The sequence below is a fragment of the Ruegeria sp. YTSC192 genome (genome assembly GCF_059609705.1).
The window spans coordinates 304,230-327,095 of sequence record NZ_JBXWMG010000001.1; the positions used below are offsets into that span (position 1 = coordinate 304,230).

A 22,866-nucleotide genomic window follows, 5' to 3' on the forward strand; every position below is an offset into this window, starting at 1 on the left:
TCACGGGAGGCCCACATGGACTTTGCAAACAAAACCGTCATCGTCATTGGCGGCACCAGCGGTATTAACCGGGGCATTGCCGAGGCTTTTGCAGCCTCGGGCGCGAGGTTGGCCGTTGCCAGCCGTTCACAAGAGAAAGTGGATGACACGGTCGCTGCGCTGAAAACGGCAGGCGCGGCAGAGGCCATCGGTGCGGCGTTTGATGTGCGCGATCCGGACGCCGTGGCGGCGGGGTTGAAACAGTTCCATGAGGCGTTTGGCGATTTCGACGTGCTGGTGTCAGGTGCGGCTGGGAATTTCCCGGCGCTGATGTCCGAGATGTCGGTCAATGCGTTCAAAACCGTCGTCGACATTGATCTGATGGGCACCGTTCATGTTTTAAAGGGGGCCTATCCCTATCTAAAGCGTCCCGGTGGTAGCATCATCAACATCTCGGCCCCGCAATCCTATCTGCCTTACGAAGGGCAGGCGCATGTCTGCGCGGCCAAGGCGGGCGTTGATCAGATCACCCGAACCCTGTCCATGGAATGGGGCGTCGAAGGCATCCGTGTGAACTCAGTCGTACCTGGTTTTATCGAGGGCACCGAAGGGGCCAAACGCCTTGCGCCAACACCCGATGCGGGCGAAGCGCTGCGCAAGGACGTTCCATTGGGGCGTTGGGGCCAACCGCAGGACGTGGCCAATGCGTGCCTGTTCCTCAGCTCTGACATGGCCAGCTATATCAGCGGCACGGTCATGGCGGTTGATGGAGCCTTGTATCAGCGCGGTTCGGGCAAGTTTGGCCAGATGATGGGTCAGATGTTGCGCGCGGCGAAAAAGGGCTGAAATCTGACAGACTCAGTCGTTGGGCCTTGTTTTGAGCCGCATCACACTTACGAGTTTCTGAAATAGAGCCCAGCGGCCACCAGCAGTGAAGTCAGGACACCGGCCACGACGTATAGTGCAAAAGCGCTGAGCAGAGATTGGCCAAGAATCAGAGCTGTCGCAAAGGTCAGCAACCCTGCAACTGTGCCCAATCCCATTATCGCAACTACCATAGCGTCACTATCCATCCCTAGCTGTGACAAGAGATGAGGACCAAAGGAATCCCCTCTCTTATCCCGATTAACACAGAATTCTCGACATTTCTGGCTAAAGTATGGCCAAGACGCGTTAACGGTTGGTTAAGGCGGAGAGTTGCCGATCCGGTAAGCGGGGCATCGCTTGCTATCAATAGGTACCTGCCCTCAGCGTTGGGGGACGGCGTCAGCCGTCCACCCCTTCGGGTTTTCCGACGATTGTGAAGTGCAGGCCGTCCGGGTCCAGCAATTCGGACGCCACGCGATTGATCTCATCCAGCGTCACCGCATTCACCTTGTCGTTGCGCGTCGCGATATAGTCGATCGGCAGACCCTGCATTTGCATCCCGACCATGATCCCGGCAATCCGCCCATTGCCATCAAACCGCAGAGGATAGGCGCCTGTCAGATAGGTCTTGGCGTCGTCCAGCTCCTTCTGAGTCACGCCCTCGGACGCCGCACGGGCCCATTCGTCGCGGATCACCTCGACGGCTTCGGCTATACGGTCATTCGAGGAAGACACCGAGCCCAGATAGACCGAGGCCAGATCCTTGGGCGCCAGATAGGAATAGACACCGTAGGTCAGGCCGCGCTTTTCGCGCACTTCCTGCATCAGGCGGCTTTCGAATCCGCCACCGCCTAGGATGTGGTTCAGAACAAAGGCCGCGAAGAAATCAGGATCATCACGGTCGATCCCTTTCTGCGAGAACAGCGCCACGGATTGCGGCGTGTCGAATTCGACCACGCTTACGCCACCCTCGATCTGAACTTCGGCTTTTTCCGGGATCGGTTTGCCAGTCTCGGGCAGGTCCAGCAGCAGGGTATCCAGCAGGACACCCAGTTCTTCGGCTGTGATATCGCCGACAGCGCCTACATAAAGGCGATCCTTGGCAAATACGCTGTCATAGGCGGTAACTACATCATCGCGTGTCAAGGCTGACACGGTTTCAAGCGTGCCTTTGCCCTCGGACCCGTAGGGATGATCGCCATAAGCCATGGCTGCAAAGCTGCGACCCGCAATGTCATTCGGATCGGTCTGGTCCGAGCGCAGGCCGGACAGAATCTGCGCCTTCACACGTTCCACCGCATCTTCATCAAAACGAGGCTCAAGCAGGGTTGTGCGCAGCAGATCAATCACTTCGTCCCGGTTTTCAGTCAGGAAACGGGCGGAAATGGAAACCGTGTCGTCCCCGGCATTGTAGGTGAATGAGGCGGCCAGCGATTCCAGCTCGCGCGCATAGGTGCGGGCATCCATATCACCCGCGCCCTCTTCGATCAGACCGCTCATCAGGTAAACCGCACCGCGTTTGTCTGGCTCATCCAACGAAGTGCCGCCACGAAAGCGCAGTTCGAGCGCGGCGAAGGGGATCGAGGGGTCCTCGACCAGCCATGCGGTGATACCACCGGGCGATGTGACCTCTTGAATCTCGATTTCAGCCCATGCGGGCAGCGCGATGACAAAGGCGATGAGGGTTGCGAAGATGCGTTTCATTGGGTCACCTCGTCATCCTTCATCAGCCAGCCGGTGACCGAGCTTTCCAGTTGCAGAACCTCGCGGGCCGCAGCGATGATCTCATCCCCTGTTACGGCTTGCAGGACGTCGGGCCAGGCTTGCACATCCTCAACCGTCAATCCGCTGGTCAGGGCGCGACCGTAGCGGTTGCCGATGCCGTCCACATTGTCACGGGCATAGGTCTGCGACGCGCGCAGCTGCATCTTGATCCGATCAAGATCTTCTTCGTTCACGCCCTCGGCGATGAACTCGGCCACGACCCGGTCCATGGCATCCTCGGCCTCTTGCAGCGAAACACCTTCGGCCGGAACCACCAGCAGGTCAAAGGTGGTATCGTCCAGTGAGACCCCGCGGTAGAACGCGCCTGCATAGGTAACGACTTGATCTTCGAATTGCAGTTTCTCGTTCAGATACGAGGTCGTGCCGCCCCCAAGCAATTCAGCCAACAGAAACAGGGCTGCCGCTTTCTCTTGCGCGCCCGGATCGCGTTCCGGGGCCAGGTAGCTGCGTTGCACATAGGGCTGCGAGACGCGCGGGTCCTTGTAGGTCAGGCGACGTTCCGCCGTTTGCGGAGGTTCTTGCGAGCGGACGCGTTCCGGCAGATCCGGATTGGCTGGGATCACGCCGTAATACTGATCGGCAAGGCTGCGAACCTGGTCCGGGTCGACATCTCCGGTCACCACCAGGATGGCGTTGTTGGGGGAATAATGGATCTGGTAGAAGGATAGTGCATCCTCCATGTCCAGCGTCTCCATCTCATGCCGCCAGCCGATGATCGGGACGCCGTAGCGGTGGTTGAGGTACTGCGCCGCGTTCATCTGCTCGCCAAACAACGCGCGCGGGCTGTTGTCGGTGCGCTGGTTACGCTCTTCCAGAATCACGTCGCGTTCGGTGGCAATATCGTCTTCGGACAGGCGAATATTGCGCATCCGGTCCGATTCCATCTGCATCATCAGTTCCAACCGGTCGGCCGCGACGCGTTGAAAATAGGCTGTGTAGTCATAGGAGGTAAATGCATTGTCATTGCCGCCATTGGCCGCAACCGTGGCCGAGAACTCGCCCGGTGCCAGAGTATCGGTGCCCTTGAACAGCAAATGTTCAAGGAAATGCGCCACGCCGGATGAGCCAATGGGCTCATCTGCCGATCCGGCGCGATACCAGACCATGTGCTGAACGACCGGCGCGCGATGATCCTCGACCACGACGACATCCATCCCGTTGTCCAAGGTGAAGGTCGTGACCGCCTCTTTGCCGTCCTCGGCCAGGACAGGTGCGGCTGCAATCAGGGCGGCAGATAGTGCCAAAGCCCGAACCATGGGGCATCCTCCGTTTCGTTTCTAGAACTCAAACTACGGTGGCGCCCGCCGGGATCAAGGGAGATGACAGAAAGTTAAAGAATTATTCATTCGGAGGTGAAGACGGAGTCTCGACCCCTGCGCGACGGGCTGCATCGGTCTCGGCATAGGGATTGATCGACTGACGTTCGTAAACCTGCTGATAACGATCGACCGGGAACAGGCGCAGGCCGGTCCAGCGACCGCGGCGCTTGCGGAAGGCGTCGTCATCAGCTTCGACCACGGCGCGCGCGTTTTCCGGCACTCCATAGCGGCTTGAGGCTGTCACCAGCGCAGCATCCGAGGATGGAATCGCCGCATTCGGGTTCAGCGCCGACGCGTTGCCGCCAAGGGCCACCACGGCATCTGCGTTCGGGTTCGGATCCGTCAGGTTACCACCGCCCGGCGTGGGGGCCGGCAGAAACGCATAATCCTGCGGCTGGGTCAGGGGTTTGACCGGCAGCACCGAGAACTCATCCGGTCCATTGCCGGGAGGGTCAAGATCGCGCAGGCCGGGGTTGTTGCAACCCGCAACGGCTGCAACAAGGATCATGGCAAGTAGGGCGCGCGACAACCGCATCAGAGTCTCCAACCTGTTTCAGGTGCTTTTAACGCATCTCATCGGGCGCGTCACGAGGGCTTTTTGCTATCGAACAACACAAGTCCGATGGCACCGGCAAAGATGAACACATCAGCCAGATTGAACACGAAGGGATTGTTGATGCCACAACAGGACATGTTCAGGAAATCCAGTACATAACCGTACAGCACCCGATCAACCACATTGCCCAGCGCGCCACCGATCAGCAGACCGCCACTCAACAGCATCACCTTGGTCGGGGCCGACCGCCACAGCCAGATCGCAACCGCGATACAGACGGCAACGGAAATACCAATCAAAACCCACCGCGCAGCGTCCGAGTTCCCCTGAAACAGGCCAAAGTTTATCCCGCGATTCTCGCCGTATTTGAAAACCAGCAGCGGTGGCAGCACCTCGATATTGCCCTCGGCTACGCGCATCACGTGAACGACCAGATACTTGCTGATCTGGTCGATCAGAAATGCCGTGATTGCGGCCCAGAGCAGAAGACGGCTGCGCATCAGTGGCGGAAGTGGCGCATGCCGGTGAAGACCATGGCCAGACCGGCCTCATCCGCCGCCGCGATCACTTCGTCATCGCGCATCGAGCCGCCGGGTTGGATCACACAAGTGGCACCGGCCTCGGCGGCTTCCATCAGGCCGTCAGGGAAGGGGAAGAACGCATCCGAGGCCACGGCTGAGCCGATGGTCAGCGGTTCAGCCAAGCCCAGCGCGTCTGCCATGCGTTCGGCTTTCTTCGCCGCAATCAGGGCCGAGTCGACGCGGCTCATCTGGCCTGCGCCAACCCCAACGGTCGCGCCGTCCTTGACGTAGACGATAGCGTTGGATTTGACGTGCTTGGCGACTTTCCATGCAAACAGAAGGTCGCGCATCTGTTCGTCGGTCGGCGCTTTCTTGGTGACCACTTTCAGGTCATCCATGCCGACAAAGCCGTTATCCTTGTCTTGGACCAGAAGGCCACCAGCCACCTGACGCACGGTTTTGCCACCGGCAGTTACGTCCGGCAGACCCTCGGTCGTCAACAGACGCAGGTTCTTCTTGGCGGCAAAGATCTCCTTGGCCTCATCCGAGGCACCGGGTGCAATGACAACCTCGGTGAAGATGCCGGTGATCTCCTGCGCAGTTTCTGCGTCCAAAGGTTGGTTCAACGCGACGATCCCACCAAAGGCCGAGGTCCGGTCGCAATCGAAGGCCGATTTATACGCGTCCAGAAGAGTTGCTCCGGTCGCTACACCACAGGGGTTGGCGTGTTTGATGATCGCGCAGGCGGCAGTGTCGGCCGGGTTGAACTCGGCAACCAGCTCGAACGCGGCGTCGGTGTCGTTGATGTTATTGTAGCTCAGTTCCTTGCCCTGATGCTGCAGGGCGGTCGCCACACCGGGGCGGTTCGTGCCATCGGTATAAAACGCTGCCTGCTGGTGGCTATTCTCGCCATAGCGCAGGGTCTGTTTCAGTTCACCGGCAAAGGCGCGGCGGCGCGGGGCCTTGGCGGCCAGCGCATCGGCCATCCAGTTCGACACAGCCGCATCATAGGCGGCAGTGCGGGCGTAGGCCGTCTGCGCCAGACCCTGACGGAACGCGTAAGAGGTCTGACCGTCATTCGCTGCCAGTTCCGCCAGAAGTGCGTCATAGTCCTGCACATCCACAACGACGTTGACAAATGCATGGTTCTTCGAGGCCGCGCGGATCATCGCCGGGCCGCCGATATCAATATTCTCGATGCAGGTGTCATAGTCGGCGCCTTTGGCCACGGTCGCCTCGAACGGGTAGAGGTTCACGACCAGCAGGTCGATTGCGCCAATGCCATGCTCATCCATGGCCGCAACGTGGCTGTCATTGTCGCGCAGCGCCAATAGGCCGCCATGCACCATCGGGTGTAGGGTCTTGACCCGACCATCCATCATCTCGGGGAAACCGGTGATCTCGCTGACGTCTTTCACCTCAAGCCCCGCATCGCGCAGAGCCTTTGCGGTGCCGCCGGTGGACAGCAGCTCAACCCCGCGCTCGACCAGCGCCTTTCCCAGCTCGATCAGCCCGGTCTTGTCGGAAACGGAAAGCAACGCGCGGCGCACGGGGTGAAGGTCGGTCATGGGTCCAAAGGTCCTTTTGGCGTCAGTCAAACTCGGGTTCGTCCCGGTGAAGATCGCGCACGGCATAGGCTGTATCCTGCGCCTTGCTCAACGTCCACTGGATGCGCGTCGCATACTCCATTGCGCGACCAGATAGAACGATCTGTTTTGTCGCGCGCGGCTTTAAACGCCCTTTTTCAAGGTAAACGCTTGGCTCGACGGACAATTTTCCCACGCCATCATGGCGGAAAACCCAGATCTCACCACTTTTGAGGGCCATCGACACTGCCGAGCCGCCCAGATCCAACGCCGCATCCACATCCGGGTGCAGGTGGAACCGGATGTCGAACCCGACACCTGCAAGGCCCGAGGCATCCATCGCCTTGTCAAACTGCCGCTTGGATTTGTCGCTTGTGGTCAGCAGGATATCCTCGCCCGTCAGTTCGCGCCCGTCAAAACGCAGCTCGAATGTGCGGGCGTGGGTCAGGCCGAAAACCTTGGTATAGCCATCTTGGCCGACCATGAAGCGGATGCCCTCGAACGCGTCCTCGAAATCCACGGGAACATCTTGCGGCGCATCCACCAGCGCCTGCCGCTCGCTGCCGGTCGCAGGTTTGGCGAGACGCGCGCTGGAATACCCATCCAGACAGAGCGTGGAATGAGACGGCGTGGCCCGTCCCGCCCGACGCCAATCCAGACCGAAACTGGCCCCAGAGCCACAATTGACGATCAGCGGACGACGGCCCGAGGTCAGCTCGAACGCCGTGGTCGAGGCATGCGCATTCAACGAAGCTGCGCCAACGGGCGGCGGGCTGGCATCCACAATCACCGTCGTGCGGGCGGCAGAGAGCCGGGCAAAACCCATGGGCAATTCCGTCGCCGCCTTGTGCTTGACCCCGCTTTGGGCCAGCGCCTGTTCCAACCGGCCTTCGAACCCGCGTCCGCCGCCATGGAACCGGGCTAAGGCACCATCCGCATGGCGCAAACTACGCAAGGTGGGCGCGATCCGCTTGATCGCAGCGGCCTGCGCCACCGGGGTGCCGCGCCCAAGATCACTGAGGGCGGCAGAGGTCCAGCCAAGCAGCGTAAACACCTCGAGCAGCTCTTCGGGGTTGCGCGTGGGAATTCCGCCCTGTTTGTCGACCTGACGTTCGCATTCGCGCGCCAGCGCACGCAGGGCGGGATCGGCCATCCCCTCCAGCCCCTGCAGGGCCAATCCAGCCTGAACCAGACCGGCCAGTGCCTCGAACCTTGGCAAACCCGGCGTTGCGGCATGGGCGCGTTTCGACAGAAACCATGTCTGTTGCGCCAGCGACCGGAAAAACAGTTTGCTCTGCGCCTCATCTGCGCCACGCAATAAGAAGGACGCATGGTTGATCCAACGCATGACGCGCCGTCCGGTCAGATCGGGCACCCAACCCGGCCCTTGTCCGCGCCCATGCGCCTCGATCCAGCCCCAGACCCAGCGCTGCGCTTTGTCTCGCCCCCGCATATCGCCGACGGCTGCCAGATCATCCAGCCAGGCAAAGCCGTGCCTCTCATCATCAAAGCCCAGACTGGGGGCCGTGACCTCCCACAGACCAGTATCCTGCGCCTCGACGAGATATCCGGAGAACAACAGATTGCCCGCCACCAGCTGACGACCACGGGCAAAAGACCCGACGGTGCGCGGTTCGGGCTGCGTGACAAACCCCGTGACCGCCTTTTGCCGTTGGCTCAGGCGCGCATATAGACGGTTCTGAAACCGCATCCATCGGCTGGTCATGGTGTCCGTATCTGACATGACGCTCGTTACTCTGCCTCTTGCGCTCTGCTGGCGCTTGAGACCCAACGATAGACCGCGCCGATCGTCAAGTCATCGAAAAGCATGCGCTCAGGCGGATTTGTTCAGACAGGCGATGTAGAATCCATCCATCCCGCCGCGATCCGGCCAATAATCGGGGCGCAGACGCAGGCCGCCTTCCTCGGTGATCCAGCCCGGTTCGACCCCGTCGAGGGTCAGCGCGTCGCGATCCACGGTCATGTCCGGGTACATGTCCAGCGCCTCGTCGATCTGCACTTCGCCCTCGTCAGGCAGCAAAGAGCAGGTGCAATAGACCAACCGCCCGCCCGGCTTGAGCAGGCTCCAGGCATGGGCCAGCATCTGCGTCTGCAACTCGATCAAACCGCCGAATTCCGAGCCGTCCTTTGCAAAGGGCAGATCGGGGTGGCGGCGGATCGTACCGGTTGCCGAACAGGGCGCGTCCAGCAGGATCGCATCATATTGACCCTGATGTTCCAGCGCGTCGCCTGCGATGACAGTTGCCTTCAACCCGGTGCGCGTGAGGTTTTCGCGCACCCGCTCCAACCGCTGTTCCGAAATATCCAGTGCCGTCACCTCGGCCCCAGCCGCGGCCAGTTGTAGTGTCTTGCCGCCCGGCGCAGCGCAGAGGTCTAGGATTTTCTCACCGGCCTGCGGGGCCAGCACGCGCACCGGCATCGCCGCCGCCGCATCCTGCACCCACCAATCGCCCGAGTTATAGCCCGGCAAAGCCGAAACCTGCCCCGCATCCTGCACGCGCATTGACCCGGTCGGTAGGGCCTGACCCGGCGCATCCGCCCCCGGCTTGACCGTCAAATCCAGTGGGGCAGCCGCGAAATGTGCCTGCTCCATGCCTGCAACAGCCTCTGCCCCCCAAGCCATGACCAGCGGATCACGCAACCAGTCCGGCAGACGCGGCACGCGCATCTTGGGCCACGCGTCTGGCCCTTCGGCGGCCACTTTGCGCAGCACGGCGTTCACCAAACCCTTGAGACGCCCATGCTTGCGCGAGCGGCCAACAATTTCGACCATGGAATTCACCACACCATGCGCGGCCTCGCCGTGGCACAGCTCGACCACGCCCAGACGCAACGCATTGTGGACGGTCAGCGCGGGGGTGCGGTTGAGGTGATTGTCAAGCAGCCGGTCCGCGCGCTCGAGCCCGCGCAGGGTTTCCAGCGTCAGGCGCTGCGCCCGCGCCCGGTCTTCCGGGGCCAAACGGTCCAACGCGCCTGCGCCCAGACATTCGGACAAAAGCCGCCCTTCGCCCAAAATCTGATCCAGCAGATAGATCGCGCTGCGTCGCGCCGCTGTTGCATTGTCGGACATGGAACCGCCTTTTGATGTGCTTGTGATCCGCATTGCTTTTGGCGGACGGGGGCGTATATCAAGACCGTGACCGGAAAGGAACCCGATGTCATGAGTGACGATACCAAAGATCTACCGCCCGCAGCCCAGCGCGCACTGACTGAGGCCGCCGAGCGCCGCCGCAAGGCCGAGGCCGAGGCAAAAGACATGCCGAAGGAGCTGGGTGGACGTGATGGCCCGGACCCAGCGCGCTACGGCGATTGGGAGAAAAAGGGCATCGCCATCGATTTCTGATGGTTCATCCCCGCAGCGCTTGCAGGAAATCATCCAACAACGCGCGCTGCTTTTTCGATTTGGCCCTCTCCTCGGGCCATGTCAGCCAATAGCCATCCTTGGTCTTCAGCTCTGGCAACTCCAGCCTGCGCAAACGCCCCGACTGCAAGCTTTCAGCAGCGAGGGGCACTGATCCCAGAACAACCCCCAATCCCTGCCCCGCGGCCTTCATCGCATGCCCGATGGAATCAAAGCTGATCCGACCCTGCGGCAAGTCCTTGATCCCGGCACCTTTCGCCCAATCCTGCCAGCCGGGCCGCTCGCCCCGCAGATCAACCATCGGCGCGCCCCATGACACATCCGGCGCAGCCATCGGGGCCAGCACCTCGGGCGCGATCAGCTTGGTCTTGCGCCCCGGCCAGACACCACGACCGTACCGGATTTGCAGCCATGTCCTCTCTTCCTCCAGCGACGTTCTGCGTGACATCGAATCCGTCATCACCCGCACCTTGGGGCGCGTCTTCAGAAAGGCAGGCAAGGCTGGCAGAACCAGTGCGTGGATATGTGAGGAAAGCCCCGCGACCCGCAGCTCTCGGGGGGATTTGCCGAACAGGTCTTCGGTGTTGCGTTCCAGTGCCTGCAGGCTGTCCTGCACCAGCGGCAGATAGCTTTCACCTTCGATGGTCAGCGACACGCCCCGCGCCTCGCGTACAAAAAGCGTGCGCCCAAGCCATGCCTCAAGGTTGCCAATCCGCTGGCTGACCGCTGCTTGCGTCAAACCGAACTCGCGCGCAGCGGCCGAGAAACCGCCCAGTCGACCGGCGGCCTCGAACACCCGCAGCCAATCCAGAGGCGGCAAACCGATCTTTTCCTTAGCCATTAGAAAATCCAACCCTCAGACGGAATAAGCATTAATTGTGATAATGACACGAGGGGCGTATCCCCTTCAAGCAAAGCCCGCGCTGAACAGGAGAGACCCCATGCTGCGCACCGCCATCTTTGACCCTAAAGTTGTGACTGTTGAATTCACCGACGGAACCTCAGCCCGTTTTCATGCCATCTGGTTGCGCGACAACGCGCTTGATCCGGACACCCGCGCACCGGGCAACGGGCAGCGCCTGATCACCATTGGCGACATTCCCGAAAACACCTCGGTCAGCGCGGCCGAGGTAATCGACGGAGATCTGAGCGTCACCTTCCAGCCCGAGGGTAAAACCGTCACCTTCCCCGCCGCATGGTTGACCGATCACGTCTACGATCGCGATCAAAGCGCCCCGTTCGGGCGCATCGCCCCCGGCATCACGACTTGGGAAAGCGGCATCGCAGCCCCCAGCGGCGACTGGAACGCGGTTCACGCTGCCCCCAGCGCCAAACGCAACTGGCTGGCGGCTGTGGCCGAATACGGTTTTGCCAAACTGACGGGCGGCCCGACCGAGCCCGAATCGCTGCTGAAGGTGGCCGACCTGTTCGGCTATGTGCGCGAGACCAACTACGGCCCCTATTTCGAGGTCCGGACCGAGGTGAACCCGACCAACCTCGCCTATACCGGGTTGGGATTGCAGGCCCATACCGACAATCCTTATCGCGACCCGGTGCCGACGCTGCAAATCCTCTACTGCCTTGAAAACAGCGCCGAGGGCGGCGAATCCATCGTGGTTGACGGTTTCCGCGCCGCCGAGAAGCTGCGCGACCAAAACCCCGAGGGCTTTGCCCTGCTGGCGGGCTATCCGGCGCGGTTCGAATACAAAGGCTCGGACGGGGTTTGCCTGCGCTCACGCCGCCCGATGATCGAACTGTCACCCGATGGCGAAATCATTGGCATCCGGTTCAACAACCGCTCCTCCGCGCCGTTTGTTGATGTGCCCTTTGACAAGATGGAGGCCTATTACGCCGCCTACCGCCAGCTGGGGGACATCATCGACGACCCTGCGATGGGGGTGTCGTTCAAGCTTGAACCGGGCGAGAGCTTCATCGTCGACAACACCCGCGTGCTGCACGCTCGCTTGGGCTATTCCGGCGCAGGATCGCGGTGGCTGCAAGGCTGCTACGCCGACAAGGACGGACTGCTGTCCACCCTGGCCGCTATGGACATGGCGCAACCGGAGGCGGCGGAATGAAACCCGATTTCACGACCCTGAACCGCGACAACATCGTGGCCTTCATCGGCGATATCTTCGACCGCCGTGGTGGCGAGGAATATCTGGGCGAGCCCGTGACCATGGCCGAACACATGCTGCAAGGGGCCACCATCGCCGAACAGAACGGCATGCCCGAAGAGATCATCGTGGGTGCCCTGCTGCATGACATCGGCCATTTCACCTCGGAATTCGGAACTTATCACCCGGATGACACCGAAGACCGTCATCACGAAGACGCAGGCGCAGACGTGCTAGAGCAGTTCTTCCCCTCGATCATCACCGATTGCTGCCGCTACCACGTAGCTGCCAAACGGTATCTCTGCGCCACAAAGCCCGAGTATTTCAACCGGTTGTCCGCCGCCTCGGTCCACACGCTGGAACTGCAGGGCGGCCCGATGAGCGCCGAGGAAGTGACCGCGTTCGAGGCCAACCCGAACCTGAAAGAGATCATTCAGGTCCGGTATCTGGACGAGGCCGGAAAGCGCGCGGATATGGAAACCCCCGACTTTGCACATTTCGCCCCGATGGTTCAGCGTATGGTCGACAAGCATGTGGAAACGCCATGAACGCCCCGGAATATATCTTCGAAGCCAGCACCAAACCCTCGCTGCCGTGGCAAGAGGTTCCCCTGATCCGCGCCACGGACGCATCAGTCAAAGGTTATGGCTGTCTGGTCGATGACCCCGAGGGGTTCGAGATCGAGATCACCCGCTGGCCGCAACAAGGCTGGCGGCCCATCGATGAAGACACCGGCGACGAAGGCGGCTGGGTCGAGGGCACGTTCCATGGGCAGTGGAAAGGCGATGTCCTCTATGGCCGGAATAAGGCCGTGGGCGGCCACTATGTGCTGGGTTGGTCAACTGATCCTCAGCAGGCACAGGTCGAGCGGCAGAGCGCACCACGCGATCAAGTCCTTTTGTGGCACATGAACTATCACCCGGATGGCGGGCAGATGTTCTGGCCACTGGACAACAAGCCCTTCATCATCCCCGCCGCCCTGCCCGGAGACAATCTGACACCGGAAAAGGTGGTGGCCTTCTGGTGCGATGGGTCACAGGGCCTCTATATCCATCCCGGCATCTGGCATGAGGGGATTTTCCCGGTCGAAGACAACCAGAGCTTTCTTGACCGACAGGGCGCAGTTCACGCAAGGGTCAGCGCGGATATCGGCAAGGAATTTGGCGTCTATCTGGCCTGCCCGCTGCGGGCGGACAAGATCAAGGACCTCTGACGACTGATCTCAGTAACCTGGGCTTTTTCCCTGCGCCTCTTTGGAACATCTGAACGTTCAGGAGGGGCGACGCCCACTATAGTCCCAATTGCAACTGAGCAAGACGTCGCGGACCAGCTCGATCCAAAGTGTGACTGGGTATTCGTGTCGCAGATCTAACCCGAAATGCTATAGTTGCGTTTCGCTGGTTTGACATCCTATCCATCCTTAGGAGGATTTGGGATTGCTGACACTTCTATTGGCTATGTTTGGCTTCATGTTCATCATGACGCTCACCACATGGTTGGCCACGATTTTCCTCACATCTGTCTTTCCGATCTTCAACTTCAAGCAAGAGTATATTGACTACTGCATCAGAACACGCGGCAGTCCGCCATCACGAAGGCGGCTGATTTTAAGCGCATATGGGGCATCAAACCTCTTTTTCACAACCGAGATTTCAAATGACCAGCATCGGCCCAATGCAATACGTCTCATCCCAAACAGCAATACGGCGATCTTTCTCTTCCTGGGTTTCGCCTCATTGCTGATCGCTGCGCTTTTCTGGGTCGCAATGTTCTTCGTCTATATTCTTGTGCGCGCGTATTTCTAAGCCAAAAACCTACAAACCCAGCACATCCACCATGTCATACTGGCCGGGCGATTTACCCTGCCCCCAAAGTGCGGCCTTAAGCGCACCGCGGGCAAAGATTGCGCGGTCGGTGGCCAGATGGCGCAGGACGATGCGTTCGCCCGGCGCGGCGAACAGAACGTCATGTTCGCCCACGATGTCTCCGCCGCGAATGGCGTGGAAGCCGATATCGCCGCGCTTGCGGGCACCCGTGATGCCATCGCGGCCCCGGTCGGCCACATCCGACAGCGTGACGCCTCGCCCTTCGGCAGCGGCCTCACCCAGCATCAGCGCCGTGCCCGAGGGGGCATCGACCTTGTGGTGATGGTGGCCTTCGATCACCTCGATGTCGAAATCTTCGTCCAGCGCGGCCGCGACCTTTTTCGTCAATTGCACCAGCAGATTGACCCCAAGGCTCATGTTGCCTGCCCGCACGATCACCGCATGGCGCGAGGCAGGTTCAAGCGCGGCGATCTGCTCATCACTCATGCCGGTGGTGCCTATTACATGCACACAGCGCGCCTGTGCGGCCAGCGCAGCAAACTCCAACGTCGCTTCGGGCGCTGTGAAATCGATCACCGCCTGCGCCTGCGCAAATGCTTCCAGCGGATCATCGGTGACCGTCACCCCCAAGGCAGCACCGCCCATCGCCTCGCCAACATCGCGGCCAATCCAGTCATGGCCCGCGCGTTCAACAACACCGACCAGACGCGCCTGATCGCTGTCGGAAACGGTCTTGATCAGCATCTGGCCCATGCGGCCTGATGCTCCGGTGATGACGATCCCGGGGATATGGGTCATGGCGGCGTCCTTCCTCAATTCGGCTCAAAGCCTCCTACCCGGTTCACGCCCGCTTGGCAAAGGCCGGATTTGGGCTTAGATCGTCTGATATGGCAAAGAACAAATTCCACGACGGCCCCGGCCCGTCCCAACGGCAATTGCGTGTCGGCGAACTGATCCGCCGCACCCTGTCCGAGGTTCTGGCGCGCGGAGATGTCCACGACCCCGACCTGAACCGAATGTCGATCACCGTGGGTGAGGTGCGCACCTCGCCCGATCTGAAGATCGCCACCGCCTATGTGCTGCCGCTGGGCGGCAAAGGCCAAGAGAATGTGATCGACCTGCTCGCCCGCAACAAGGGTGAACTGCGGCGCATGATCGGCAAGAAGCTGAACCTGAAATTCTCACCCGATCTGCGGTTCCGTCTGGATGACACGTTCGACCGGCTGGACGACACCCGCCGCATGTTCGAACAGGACGCGGTGCGCCGCGATCTGGACGAGTGATCCGGGCATTCGCAACACTTGGCACAGTTCTCTGGGCTGCACAGGCCCATGCGGTCACGTGTGAAAAGCTGACCCATGAGGACAAGCGGTATACGGTCTGCGAGGTCGATGCCTCGGAAGACCTGCGCCTGTTTCTGAACGATGACGAAGGCGATCTGCTTGGGCATTTCTCTTCCGTCAACGACGCACTCGCACCGGAAGGCAAACAGCTGGCCTTTGCGATGAATGCGGGCATGTATCACGACGACCGCTCGCCCGTGGGTCACTATGTCGAAGACGGGCAGGAAAAGATGCGTGTGATCCCGAATGCCGGGCCCGGCAATTTCGGATTGCTGCCCAACGGGGTGTTCTGCATTCGCGAGGGACGCGCTGACGTGTTCGAAACGCTCTCCTTCGTCGATCAGGCGCCGCAGTGCCGTTTTGCCACCCAATCCGGCCCGATGCTGGTGATCGACGGCGAACTGCACCCCCGGTTCCTGCCCGATTCGACCTCGCGCTATATTCGCAACGGCGTGGGCACCAGTGCAGATGGCACTCGCACCGTTTTTGCCATCTCTGAGGATTACGTGACCTTCCACGAATTCGGCAGGTTGTTCCGCGACGTGCTGGAGACGCCGAATGCGCTGTTCCTCGATGGAAATATCTCGCGCATGTATGAGCGCGCCAGCAACCGGTCGGATATCGGGTTCTCGCTGGGGCCAATCGTCGGCGTCGTCGAAGACGCGCCCTGAGTTTGACAGCGGCAAAACGATCCGCTAACTCGCGCGCCTTAGCAAAAGGCAAGGTGCAAGATGGGACGCAAACGCAAGGGCCGCGACATTTCCGGTTGGCTGGTGGTGGACAAGCCTGCGGGCATGACCTCAACGGCTGTGGTCAACAAGGTGCGTTGGGCGATGGACGCCAAGAAGGCGGGCCATGCGGGTACTCTGGACCCTGAGGCAACCGGCGTTCTGGCCGTGGCTTTGGGTGAGGCGACCAAAACCGTTCCCTACATTACCGATGCGCTGAAAGCCTACACTTTCACCGTGCGTCTGGGACAAGCCACCAACACCGATGATGCCGAGGGCGAAGTGATTGCGCAAAGCGATGCGCGCCCTACGGATGACGAAATCAAACAGGCGCTCGCCCCGTTTCTGGGTGATATCATGCAGGTGCCGCCCAAGTTCTCGGCCGTAAAGATCGACGGGCAACGCGCCTATAAGCTGGCCCGTGATGGCGAAGAGGTAGAGCTGTCCGCCCGCCCCCTCTGGGTCGAAGAACTGATCCTTGTTGACCGCCCTGATGCAGACCACGTGGTGCTGGAGATGACCTGCGGCAAAGGCGGCTATGTCCGCTCGATCGCGCGTGATCTGGGTGAAGTGTTGGGTTGCCACGGCCATGTCCGCGAGTTGCGCCGCATCTGGTCCGGCCCGTTTGAGGCCGAGGATGGGCTAGCCATCGAACAGATCGACGAGATGGCCAAAACCACCGCGCTGGACGACTACCTGCATCCGCTGGAAACCGGCCTCTCGGACCTGCCCGAGCTGAAATGCACCCCCGAAGGTGCCACCCGTCTGCGCAACGGCAATCCGGGCATGGTTCTGGCCTCGGACGTAGAATATGGCGATGAGGCCTGGGCCTCGTTCGACGGTAACGCCGTGGCGGTAGGCATCTACAAATCCGGCGAGCTACACCCAAGCCGGGTGTTCGTCACCTGAACTACTTACGCTTACCTTTAGTTTCGTCTTGCGACAGTACAGAAGCAGCCAAAGATCTTATCTCTCTTGGCGTCGGCTTCTTTTTGCCCGAGAGCACTTTTGAAGCCAAGGTCGAAGTCTTGTTGCCTGATTGCTTTTTCACTGGCATGTCGGTCTCCTATGGAATCACTACCTCCTACCTAACTAGCACAAAACAAGAACATGTTCCACATATCGCGGTATCAAAATGAGAATTGTATAAATCTAGTATGATTACCCGAACGCATACCAAGGGCGATGCGCCCTCGACCGCCGTTTATTCAGATTGCGAAAAGTACCGCTATAGCCTGACCCGTGTTTGGGATCCGGCCGGGCGTAAGGCGCTTTTTGTGATGCTGAACCCGTCAACCGCGACCGAGGTGCAAAACGACCCCACGGTCGAGCGCTGCGAACGCCGCGCACGGGCGCTGGGGTTCGGGGCGTTTCAGGTCACCAACATCTTTGCATGGCGCGACACCGATCCGCGCAAGATGCGCGCCGCTGCTGATCCGGTGGGCCCGGCAAATGACGCGGCCATTCTGGACGGCGCCCAATGGGCCGATCAGGTCATTGCCGCCTGGGGCACCCATGGCGCACATCTGGACCGCGGTCCGGCGGTTGAGGCGCTGCTGCGCGGCACCGGGCAGCCTCTGTTTCATCTGGGGTTGTCCAAAGCCGGGCATCCCAAGCATCCGCTTTACATCGCCTACACCCAGCAGCCCGAACCCTGGTGACAAAGGGTTAACCACTCGGCCAGCTATGCTTTGACCGATGAACCGTTCGAATGGGACAATGCCGCCAAGGCGTCTTTTTTCTTTCGGAGGGTTCGATATGTTTCTGGCCGGGTTGATCGGATTGGCCGCCGTTGGCGGCGCGGCATACGCCATCGGGGATGTGTTCATCGAAGACGAAGATGAGCAGGACGAAGGCGCGGAAGACGAAAGCCAGACCGAAATCAGCAAGGGTGAGTTCCTTGACATCGGCGAAAGCACCGAGCCCCCGCAGGATAGCGACGACACGACCACCGGTGGCAAGGTGATCTCGGAACATGAAGGCGATCTGGTGATCGCCGGAAGCGACAACAAAGATGTCATTACCGGGCAGAACGGCACGGACCAGATCAACGGCTATGGCGGTGATGACCACATCATGGGCGGCGACGGCAACGATGTGATGCACGGAGCCGAAGGTCAGGACACCCTGTCCGGCGGTCAGGGCGATGACCTGCTGCATGGCGAGGCAGGTGATGACACCCTGTTCGGGGATGAGGGCAATGACAGGCTATTTGGTCATTTCGGCGACGATCATTTGCAGGGCGGCGAAGGCAACGACGCGCTCTATGGTGGTCAGGGCGACGATGATCTGCAGGGTGGAGAAGGCAATGATGCCCTGCATGGCGGCTATGGTGACGACACTCTGACTGGCGGTGCGGGTGAGGATACTCTCTTCGGCAGCGAGGGCGACGATCTGTTGCTGGGCGATGAGGATGACGGCGAGACGGACTACCTGAACGGCGGCGCCGGTGAGGACACGATACTGGCCAAAGACGGCGACGTCGCGACCGGAGGCGCAGGCGCGGATGACATCATCGCCGACACGGAGAATTCCGAAATCACCGTGATGGGCTTTCAACCCGGTGAGGACCGCCTGCTGATCACCTGGGAAGATCAGGACCCACCCGAGATCGAAATCGAGCAGGACCCCGAGAATGAGAACCTGACCCGCGTCAGCCTCAACGGCCACGAGGTCGCGCATCTGTTCGGGGCCGACGGGCTGACGGTGGACGATATCCATCTCCTGACCGAGGCCGAGTTGGCGGACTACCTGCCCACAGGCTGAGCCGCCAGATTCCCTTTGCCATTCAAACCAAAAGCGCCTATATGCGCCCATCCGCATCGGAATCGGTGCGGTTTTCTCCATGGGCCTGTGCTGGACGACATCCCGGCCTGCGCCATCAACTCTAACCTTTAAAGGAGACCCCGATGTCGATTACTGCCGCTGAAAAAGCACGCGTCATGAAAGAATTCGGCACCAAGGACGGCGACACCGGTTCGCCTGAAGTCCAGGTTGCCATCCTGACCTCGCGCATCACCACCCTGACCGAGCACTTCAAGACCCACAAGAAAGACAACCACGGTCGTCGCGGTCTGCTCAAAATGGTCGCCCAGCGCCGTAAGCTGCTGGACTACCTGAAGGGTAAGGAAGAAGCACGCTATCAGGACCTGATCAAAAAGCTGGGCATCCGCCGCTAAGCGCTTTTTGTTTTCCTTCCAAACGCCCGCCCAACCGGCGGGCGTTTTTTTGTCGATCCAACCGACAAACGACGTGAACGCAATTTCAGCTCGTTTGGGCGGCTCATTTTTCTGAAAAGACAATTCACTCGCGTGTCGACACCCACTTGGAAAGCCGTTTAAGGTTGCTCGCCATTTTGAGGCTAAAACGTTGAGAACGCCAAACCTAACCCAGACCCGAAACAAAGCCAGTAGCGCACTTTATCAACCATCATGTGGGCGGTGAAGGAAAATACTCATCCTAACTATCAGCGTGGCTTTCCCAACGTGTCGCATAGTCACTTTGTTTTACGGTGCCATTTGGCCCTGCGTCTACAACCGGCTTCCGGACGACATAGTCCAAAAGCACTGGAACTCCTGGGGAAAAGGACCCCAAAGCACGCGGTCGCTTTTTTGTCTTGTTGGGGTCCGTCATTTTTACCACGTCGCGCGCAGCAAATGGCCTAAGGGGTTGCCACACACATTTCAACGCCTCGTAACGCATCGCATTGACCCAAAACCCATAAACAATCTCTGGGCAAATCTGATAAAAGCCGTGGTTGATCCAGTTGTTCGACGGCGAATGTGCGATAAAAACCCCTCCGGGCTTCAACATCTTGTCAATGTTCCTGTATGCTGACGGCAAATCGAAAACGTGTTCGCAAGTGCCTCCATCATAAATAACGTCAAACCTCCCAATAAGGTTGTCAGGCAAATCACCGGCCAGATCCTGAACGATGCTCGCGCCTTCGAAATCAGAAAAATCCAAAGAATCCACTTCTGAGAATCCAAGCTTTCGGAAGAACGTTTCTGAGTAGCCATCTTCTGAATTGCGAAGGTCAGATTCTGTCAATTCAGGCAAATGTGTCTTCAACACCTCTTTAAACAAATCTGCTGAAGCCGCCCGCCGTACCCCAACCCAATTCTGTCGACCTAGCATCAGAAAGCGACCGGTAAGGTCATTGGATTTCACATCTTCGATCAAACGCGCTGCCAAGACATCAACAATTGCCACGAATTCCTCCCAAGCTGTTTGCTACACCGAGTTCCCGTAAGGAATCTCGTTGAGAGATTGAAATGTCAACGCAATAGCTTCGCGAATACCATGCACAAAGATGCGGACGCGGTTTACATCGCCCAATCGATACACCGGGAAACGCGGTTTTCTTTGAGAGGATTCAATTTCGTCGCTAGGAAATCGCCACCTGTAAATTACTGCCTCGTCTAGAATTGAGGCAACAAACCGCAAGGACTACGTGCCCGGTTCCCACTTCCCTTCCCCCCCAAACTCATGTAAGCGCGCGGGTATCTGAGACGTTGTGCCCTGACCCCGGCACTCGAATGGAAGATAAAGTGGGGTCGGCGGCAATGGGGCCGCCATGCAAACCGGAGACCCGCAGGGGCGGGAGTGCTCCGTTCTAGGATACGCATATGTTTGATGTAACTAAGAAATCTATGCAGTGGGGCGAAGAGACGCTGACACTGGAAACCGGCAAGGTTGCCCGTCAGGCCGACGGCAGCGTGATTGCCACGCTGGGCGAAACCAGCGTCATGGCCAACGTGACCTTTGCGCGGGCGCAAAAACCCGGTCAGGACTTTTTCCCACTGACCGTGCATTACCAAGAGAAATACTATGCCGCCGGTAAGGTTCCGGGCGGCTTCTTCAAGCGTGAGGCGCGCCCGACCGAGAAAGAGACGCTGACCGCGCGTCTGATCGACCGTCCGATCCGCCCGCTATTCGTTGACGGCTTCAAAAACGAAGTTCTCGTGATGTGCACCGTACTGTCCCACGATCTGGTCAACGACCCCGACATCGTCGCGATGATTGCTGCGTCCGCCGCGCTGACCATTTCCGGCGCGCCGTTCCGTGGCCCGATCGCCGGTGCCCGTGTTGGTTTCGAAGACGGTGAATACGTTCTGAACCCGACGGTCGACGACATGCAGGACCTGCGCCTGAACCCTGAACAGCGTCTGGATCTGGTTGTTGCCGGGACCAAAGACGCCGTGATGATGGTGGAATCGGAAGCTTACGAACTGTCCGAGGCGGAAATGCTGGGCGCAGTGAACTTTGCGCATGAGCAGATTCAACCGGTGATCGACCTGATCATCTCGCTGGCCGAAGACGCCGCGAAAGAGCCGTTTGACTTCCAGGCTCCCGATTACTCGGATCTGTACGCCGCCGTTAAGGCCGCCGGTGAAGAGCAAATGCGCGCCGCCTTCGCAATCACCGACAAGCAAGAGCGCACCGCCGCTGTTGCCGCGGCTCGTGAAGCGATCAAAGAAGCGTTGACCGAGGAACAGCTGGAAGACGGCAACCTCGGTTCCGCGATGAAAAAGCTGGAAGCCGGCATTCTGCGCGGCGACGTCGTCAAGGGCGGCAAGCGGATCGACGGTCGTTCGACCACCGATATCCGTTCGATCGTTGCAGAAACCTCGATGCTGCCGCGTACGCACGGGTCCGCCCTGTTCACCCGTGGTGAAACGCAGGCGCTGGCCGTGACCACGCTGGGCACCGGTGATGACGAACAGTTCATCGACGCGCTGCACGGCAACTTCAAATCGAACTTCCTGCTGCACTATAACTTCCCTCCCTACTCGGTTGGTGAAGTTGGTCGTGTGGGTGGCCCGGGCCGTCGTGAGATCGGCCACGGCAAACTGGCATGGCGCGCCCTGCAGGCGGTTCTGCCTGCGGCGACCGACTTCCCCTACACGATCCGTATCGTGTCGGAGATCACTGAATCCAACGGCTCCAGCTCGATGGCGTCGGTCTGCGGCGGTTCGCTGTCGATGATGGATGCGGGCGTTCCGCTAAAAGCACCGGTTGCCGGTGTGGCCATGGGTCTGATCCTGGAAGATGACGGCGAATACGCCATCCTGTCGGACATTCTGGGTGACGAAGACCACCTGGGCGACATGGACTTCAAAGTGGCGGGTACTGAAAACGGCATCACCTCGCTGCAGATGGACATCAAGGTTGCGGGCATTACACCCGAGATCATGGAGAAAGCCCTGGCGCAAGCCAAGGACGGCCGGATGCACATTCTGGGCGAGATGGGCAAAGCCCTGTCCGAGACCAACGATTTCTCGGTCCACGCGCCGCGCATCGAGACCATGAACATCCCGACCGACAAGATCCGTGAAGTGATCGGCTCGGGCGGTAAGGTCATCCGCGAGATCGTGGAAACCTCGGGCGCCAAGGTCGACATCAACGATGATGGCGTGATCAAGATCGCCTCGCCCGACGGTGAATCGATCAAGAAGGCCTATGAGATGATCCACTCGATCGTGGCTGAGCCGGAAGAAGGTCAGGTCTACACCGGCAAAGTCGTCAAGATCGTCGATTTCGGCGCCTTCGTGAACTTCTTTGGCAAGCGCGACGGTCTGGTCCACGTGTCCCAGATCGAAAACCGCCGCCTGAACCACCCGTCGGATGTTCTGAAGGAAGGCCAGGAAGTTAAGGTCAAGCTGCTGGGCTTTGACGATCGCGGCAAGGTGCGCCTGTCGATGAAAGTCGTTGATCAGGAAACTGGCGAAGAGATCGTTCCTGAGCAGAAAGAAAAGAAAGAAGGCGCGGAATAATCTGCCCCTCTCTCAACAAGAAAGACCCCGACATGGTTCGGGGTCTTTTTTTGTTCAATAGGGGTCCCGCGGGCACAGTCG

General features: G+C 59.8%; 25 protein-coding genes. 13 read left to right on the plus strand and 12 right to left on the minus strand.

Annotation, left to right across the window (positions count from 1 at the left end):
* Positions 1–15: 15 nt before the first annotated feature.
* Entirely contained in the window at positions 16–825 is an 810-nt protein-coding gene (locus tag AC2FD8_RS01455; protein ID WP_496853647.1) for an SDR family oxidoreductase, read from the plus strand.
* A gap of 47 nt (positions 826–872) precedes the next feature.
* Here AC2FD8_RS01455 and AC2FD8_RS01460 read toward each other — a convergent pair whose 3' ends face one another.
* The 8 genes from AC2FD8_RS01460 to AC2FD8_RS01495 all read right to left on the minus strand — a co-directional run bounded on the left by AC2FD8_RS01460 (position 873) and on the right by AC2FD8_RS01495 (position 9,704).
* Entirely contained in the window at positions 873–1,037 is a 165-nt protein-coding gene (locus AC2FD8_RS01460) for a hypothetical protein (protein WP_496853646.1), read from the minus strand.
* Positions 1,038–1,245: 208 nt separating this feature from the next.
* Complete coding sequence (locus AC2FD8_RS01465; RefSeq protein WP_496853645.1) at positions 1,246–2,550, minus strand: M16 family metallopeptidase; 1,305 nt, start codon at positions 2,548–2,550, stop codon at positions 1,246–1,248.
* On the minus strand, positions 2,547–3,887 hold the full coding sequence (locus AC2FD8_RS01470; protein WP_496853644.1) for a M16 family metallopeptidase: 1,341 nt from the start codon (positions 3,885–3,887) through the stop codon (positions 2,547–2,549). The genes AC2FD8_RS01465 and AC2FD8_RS01470 overlap by 4 nt, the downstream gene beginning before the upstream one ends.
* An 82-nt stretch (positions 3,888–3,969) precedes the next feature.
* Positions 3,970–4,485 carry a DUF3035 domain-containing protein gene (locus AC2FD8_RS01475; RefSeq protein WP_496853643.1) on the minus strand — a complete coding sequence of 172 codons (516 nt, stop codon included), beginning with the start codon at positions 4,483–4,485 and terminating at the stop codon, positions 3,970–3,972.
* Positions 4,486–4,535: 50 nt separating this feature from the next.
* Positions 4,536–5,006 carry a signal peptidase II gene (gene lspA / locus AC2FD8_RS01480; RefSeq protein ID WP_496853642.1) on the minus strand — a complete coding sequence of 157 codons (471 nt, stop codon included), beginning with the start codon at positions 5,004–5,006 and terminating at the stop codon, positions 4,536–4,538.
* Positions 5,006–6,595: a bifunctional phosphoribosylaminoimidazolecarboxamide formyltransferase/IMP cyclohydrolase gene (gene purH, locus AC2FD8_RS01485; protein WP_496853641.1), complete on the minus strand. Its 1,590-nt coding sequence runs from the start codon at positions 6,593–6,595 to the stop codon at positions 5,006–5,008. The genes lspA and purH overlap by 1 nt, the downstream gene beginning before the upstream one ends.
* A 22-nt stretch (positions 6,596–6,617) precedes the next feature.
* A complete protein-coding gene (locus AC2FD8_RS01490; protein ID WP_496853640.1) occupies positions 6,618–8,357 on the minus strand; it encodes a heparinase II/III family protein in 1,740 nt (579 codons plus the stop codon).
* A 90-nt stretch (positions 8,358–8,447) separates the two neighbouring features.
* Positions 8,448–9,704: an RsmB/NOP family class I SAM-dependent RNA methyltransferase gene (locus tag AC2FD8_RS01495; RefSeq protein ID WP_496853639.1), complete on the minus strand. Its 1,257-nt coding sequence runs from the start codon at positions 9,702–9,704 to the stop codon at positions 8,448–8,450.
* Between the two features lie 90 nt (positions 9,705–9,794).
* On the opposite strand from AC2FD8_RS01495, the gene AC2FD8_RS01500 reads away from it, so the two are divergent.
* Positions 9,795–9,977: a DUF1674 domain-containing protein gene (locus AC2FD8_RS01500; protein WP_496853638.1), complete on the plus strand. Its 183-nt coding sequence runs from the start codon at positions 9,795–9,797 to the stop codon at positions 9,975–9,977.
* Between the two features lie 4 nt (positions 9,978–9,981).
* Here the strand turns inward: AC2FD8_RS01500 and AC2FD8_RS01505 are convergent, their stop codons facing one another.
* Positions 9,982–10,836: a LysR family transcriptional regulator gene (locus AC2FD8_RS01505; RefSeq protein WP_496853637.1), complete on the minus strand. Its 855-nt coding sequence runs from the start codon at positions 10,834–10,836 to the stop codon at positions 9,982–9,984.
* 100 nt (positions 10,837–10,936) lie between these two features.
* On the opposite strand from AC2FD8_RS01505, the gene tmpA reads away from it, so the two are divergent.
* The 4 genes from tmpA (at position 10,937) to AC2FD8_RS01525 (ending at position 13,917) form a co-directional block, all read left to right on the plus strand.
* On the plus strand, positions 10,937–12,073 hold the full coding sequence (gene tmpA / locus AC2FD8_RS01510) for a 2-trimethylaminoethylphosphonate dioxygenase (RefSeq protein ID WP_496853636.1): 1,137 nt from the start codon (positions 10,937–10,939) through the stop codon (positions 12,071–12,073).
* Positions 12,070–12,660, plus strand: coding sequence for a (R)-1-hydroxy-2-trimethylaminoethylphosphonate oxygenase (gene tmpB, locus AC2FD8_RS01515; RefSeq protein ID WP_496853635.1), 591 nt, complete (start codon positions 12,070–12,072; stop codon positions 12,658–12,660). Before tmpA ends, tmpB begins: the two co-directional genes overlap by 4 nt.
* Complete coding sequence (locus AC2FD8_RS01520; RefSeq protein ID WP_496853634.1) at positions 12,657–13,325, plus strand: ureidoglycolate lyase; 669 nt, start codon at positions 12,657–12,659, stop codon at positions 13,323–13,325. Before tmpB ends, AC2FD8_RS01520 begins: the two co-directional genes overlap by 4 nt.
* Before the next feature lie 223 nt (positions 13,326–13,548).
* The gene (locus AC2FD8_RS01525; protein ID WP_496853633.1) at positions 13,549–13,917 is read left to right on the plus strand and encodes a hypothetical protein; all 369 of its coding nucleotides are present in this window, start codon (positions 13,549–13,551) and stop codon (positions 13,915–13,917) included.
* Between the two features lie 9 nt (positions 13,918–13,926).
* On the opposite strand, the gene dapB is transcribed toward AC2FD8_RS01525, so the two are convergent.
* On the minus strand, positions 13,927–14,736 hold the full coding sequence (gene dapB / locus AC2FD8_RS01530) for a 4-hydroxy-tetrahydrodipicolinate reductase (RefSeq protein WP_496853632.1): 810 nt from the start codon (positions 14,734–14,736) through the stop codon (positions 13,927–13,929).
* Between the two features lie 89 nt (positions 14,737–14,825).
* On the opposite strand from dapB, the gene rbfA reads away from it, so the two are divergent.
* The 3 genes from rbfA to truB are packed head-to-tail and all read left to right on the plus strand — an operon-like array spanning position 14,826 to position 16,918.
* Complete coding sequence (rbfA, locus tag AC2FD8_RS01535; RefSeq protein WP_496853631.1) at positions 14,826–15,221, plus strand: 30S ribosome-binding factor RbfA; 396 nt, start codon at positions 14,826–14,828, stop codon at positions 15,219–15,221.
* Positions 15,218–15,952 (plus strand): phosphodiester glycosidase family protein, encoded by a 735-nt coding sequence (locus AC2FD8_RS01540; protein ID WP_496853630.1) that lies wholly within the window; start codon positions 15,218–15,220, stop codon positions 15,950–15,952. The genes rbfA and AC2FD8_RS01540 overlap by 4 nt, the downstream gene beginning before the upstream one ends.
* Positions 15,953–16,012: 60 nt before the next feature.
* On the plus strand, positions 16,013–16,918 hold the full coding sequence (gene truB, locus AC2FD8_RS01545) for a tRNA pseudouridine(55) synthase TruB (protein ID WP_496853629.1): 906 nt from the start codon (positions 16,013–16,015) through the stop codon (positions 16,916–16,918).
* A gap of 1 nt (position 16,919) precedes the next feature.
* Here the strand turns inward: truB and AC2FD8_RS01550 are convergent, their stop codons facing one another.
* Positions 16,920–17,066 carry a hypothetical protein gene (locus tag AC2FD8_RS01550; protein WP_496853628.1) on the minus strand — a complete coding sequence of 49 codons (147 nt, stop codon included), beginning with the start codon at positions 17,064–17,066 and terminating at the stop codon, positions 16,920–16,922.
* A 100-nt stretch (positions 17,067–17,166) separates the two neighbouring features.
* Between AC2FD8_RS01550 and AC2FD8_RS01555 the strand changes: the two genes are divergently transcribed.
* From AC2FD8_RS01555 to rpsO, 3 genes are all read left to right on the plus strand, one after another.
* Positions 17,167–17,670, plus strand: coding sequence for a DUF1643 domain-containing protein (locus tag AC2FD8_RS01555; protein ID WP_170667402.1), 504 nt, complete (start codon positions 17,167–17,169; stop codon positions 17,668–17,670).
* A 97-nt stretch (positions 17,671–17,767) separates the two neighbouring features.
* A complete protein-coding gene (locus tag AC2FD8_RS01560; RefSeq protein ID WP_496853627.1) occupies positions 17,768–18,775 on the plus strand; it encodes a calcium-binding protein in 1,008 nt (335 codons plus the stop codon).
* 143 nt (positions 18,776–18,918) lie between these two features.
* The gene (gene rpsO, locus AC2FD8_RS01565; protein WP_039543122.1) at positions 18,919–19,188 is read left to right on the plus strand and encodes a 30S ribosomal protein S15; all 270 of its coding nucleotides are present in this window, start codon (positions 18,919–18,921) and stop codon (positions 19,186–19,188) included.
* Between the two features lie 280 nt (positions 19,189–19,468).
* Here the strand turns inward: rpsO and AC2FD8_RS01570 are convergent, their stop codons facing one another.
* Entirely contained in the window at positions 19,469–20,221 is a 753-nt protein-coding gene (locus AC2FD8_RS01570; protein ID WP_496853626.1) for a class I SAM-dependent methyltransferase, read from the minus strand.
* A gap of 416 nt (positions 20,222–20,637) precedes the next feature.
* Here AC2FD8_RS01570 and pnp point away from each other — a divergent pair, with 416 nt between their 5' ends.
* The gene (pnp, locus tag AC2FD8_RS01575; protein ID WP_496853625.1) at positions 20,638–22,785 is read left to right on the plus strand and encodes a polyribonucleotide nucleotidyltransferase; all 2,148 of its coding nucleotides are present in this window, start codon (positions 20,638–20,640) and stop codon (positions 22,783–22,785) included.
* Positions 22,786–22,866 lie beyond the last annotated feature (81 nt).

Excerpts from the sequence above, each read along its gene's own strand:
- AC2FD8_RS01455 (WP_496853647.1), top strand. The coding sequence starts at position 16 with ATGGACTTTGCAAACAAAACCGTCATCGTCATTGGCGGCACCAGCGGT.
- AC2FD8_RS01460 (WP_496853646.1), bottom strand. The coding sequence starts at position 1,037 with ATGGTAGTTGCGATAATGGGATTGGGCACAGTTGCAGGGTTGCTGACC.
- AC2FD8_RS01465 (WP_496853645.1), bottom strand. The coding sequence starts at position 2,550 with ATGAAACGCATCTTCGCAACCCTCATCGCCTTTGTCATCGCGCTGCCC.
- AC2FD8_RS01470 (WP_496853644.1), bottom strand. The coding sequence starts at position 3,887 with ATGGTTCGGGCTTTGGCACTATCTGCCGCCCTGATTGCAGCCGCACCT.
- AC2FD8_RS01475 (WP_496853643.1), bottom strand. The coding sequence starts at position 4,485 with ATGCGGTTGTCGCGCGCCCTACTTGCCATGATCCTTGTTGCAGCCGTT.
- lspA (WP_496853642.1), bottom strand. The coding sequence starts at position 5,006 with ATGCGCAGCCGTCTTCTGCTCTGGGCCGCAATCACGGCATTTCTGATC.
- purH (WP_496853641.1), bottom strand. The coding sequence starts at position 6,595 with ATGACCGACCTTCACCCCGTGCGCCGCGCGTTGCTTTCCGTTTCCGAC.
- AC2FD8_RS01490 (WP_496853640.1), bottom strand. The coding sequence starts at position 8,357 with ATGTCAGATACGGACACCATGACCAGCCGATGGATGCGGTTTCAGAAC.
- AC2FD8_RS01495 (WP_496853639.1), bottom strand. The coding sequence starts at position 9,704 with ATGTCCGACAATGCAACAGCGGCGCGACGCAGCGCGATCTATCTGCTG.
- AC2FD8_RS01500 (WP_496853638.1), top strand. The coding sequence starts at position 9,795 with ATGAGTGACGATACCAAAGATCTACCGCCCGCAGCCCAGCGCGCACTG.
- AC2FD8_RS01505 (WP_496853637.1), bottom strand. The coding sequence starts at position 10,836 with ATGGCTAAGGAAAAGATCGGTTTGCCGCCTCTGGATTGGCTGCGGGTG.
- tmpA (WP_496853636.1), top strand. The coding sequence starts at position 10,937 with ATGCTGCGCACCGCCATCTTTGACCCTAAAGTTGTGACTGTTGAATTC.
- tmpB (WP_496853635.1), top strand. The coding sequence starts at position 12,070 with ATGAAACCCGATTTCACGACCCTGAACCGCGACAACATCGTGGCCTTC.
- AC2FD8_RS01520 (WP_496853634.1), top strand. The coding sequence starts at position 12,657 with ATGAACGCCCCGGAATATATCTTCGAAGCCAGCACCAAACCCTCGCTG.
- dapB (WP_496853632.1), bottom strand. The coding sequence starts at position 14,736 with ATGACCCATATCCCCGGGATCGTCATCACCGGAGCATCAGGCCGCATG.
- rbfA (WP_496853631.1), top strand. The coding sequence starts at position 14,826 with ATGGCAAAGAACAAATTCCACGACGGCCCCGGCCCGTCCCAACGGCAA.
- truB (WP_496853629.1), top strand. The coding sequence starts at position 16,013 with ATGGGACGCAAACGCAAGGGCCGCGACATTTCCGGTTGGCTGGTGGTG.
- AC2FD8_RS01550 (WP_496853628.1), bottom strand. The coding sequence starts at position 17,066 with ATGCCAGTGAAAAAGCAATCAGGCAACAAGACTTCGACCTTGGCTTCA.
- AC2FD8_RS01555 (WP_170667402.1), top strand. The coding sequence starts at position 17,167 with ATGATTACCCGAACGCATACCAAGGGCGATGCGCCCTCGACCGCCGTT.
- AC2FD8_RS01560 (WP_496853627.1), top strand. The coding sequence starts at position 17,768 with ATGTTTCTGGCCGGGTTGATCGGATTGGCCGCCGTTGGCGGCGCGGCA.
- rpsO (WP_039543122.1), top strand. The coding sequence starts at position 18,919 with ATGTCGATTACTGCCGCTGAAAAAGCACGCGTCATGAAAGAATTCGGC.
- pnp (WP_496853625.1), top strand. The coding sequence starts at position 20,638 with ATGTTTGATGTAACTAAGAAATCTATGCAGTGGGGCGAAGAGACGCTG.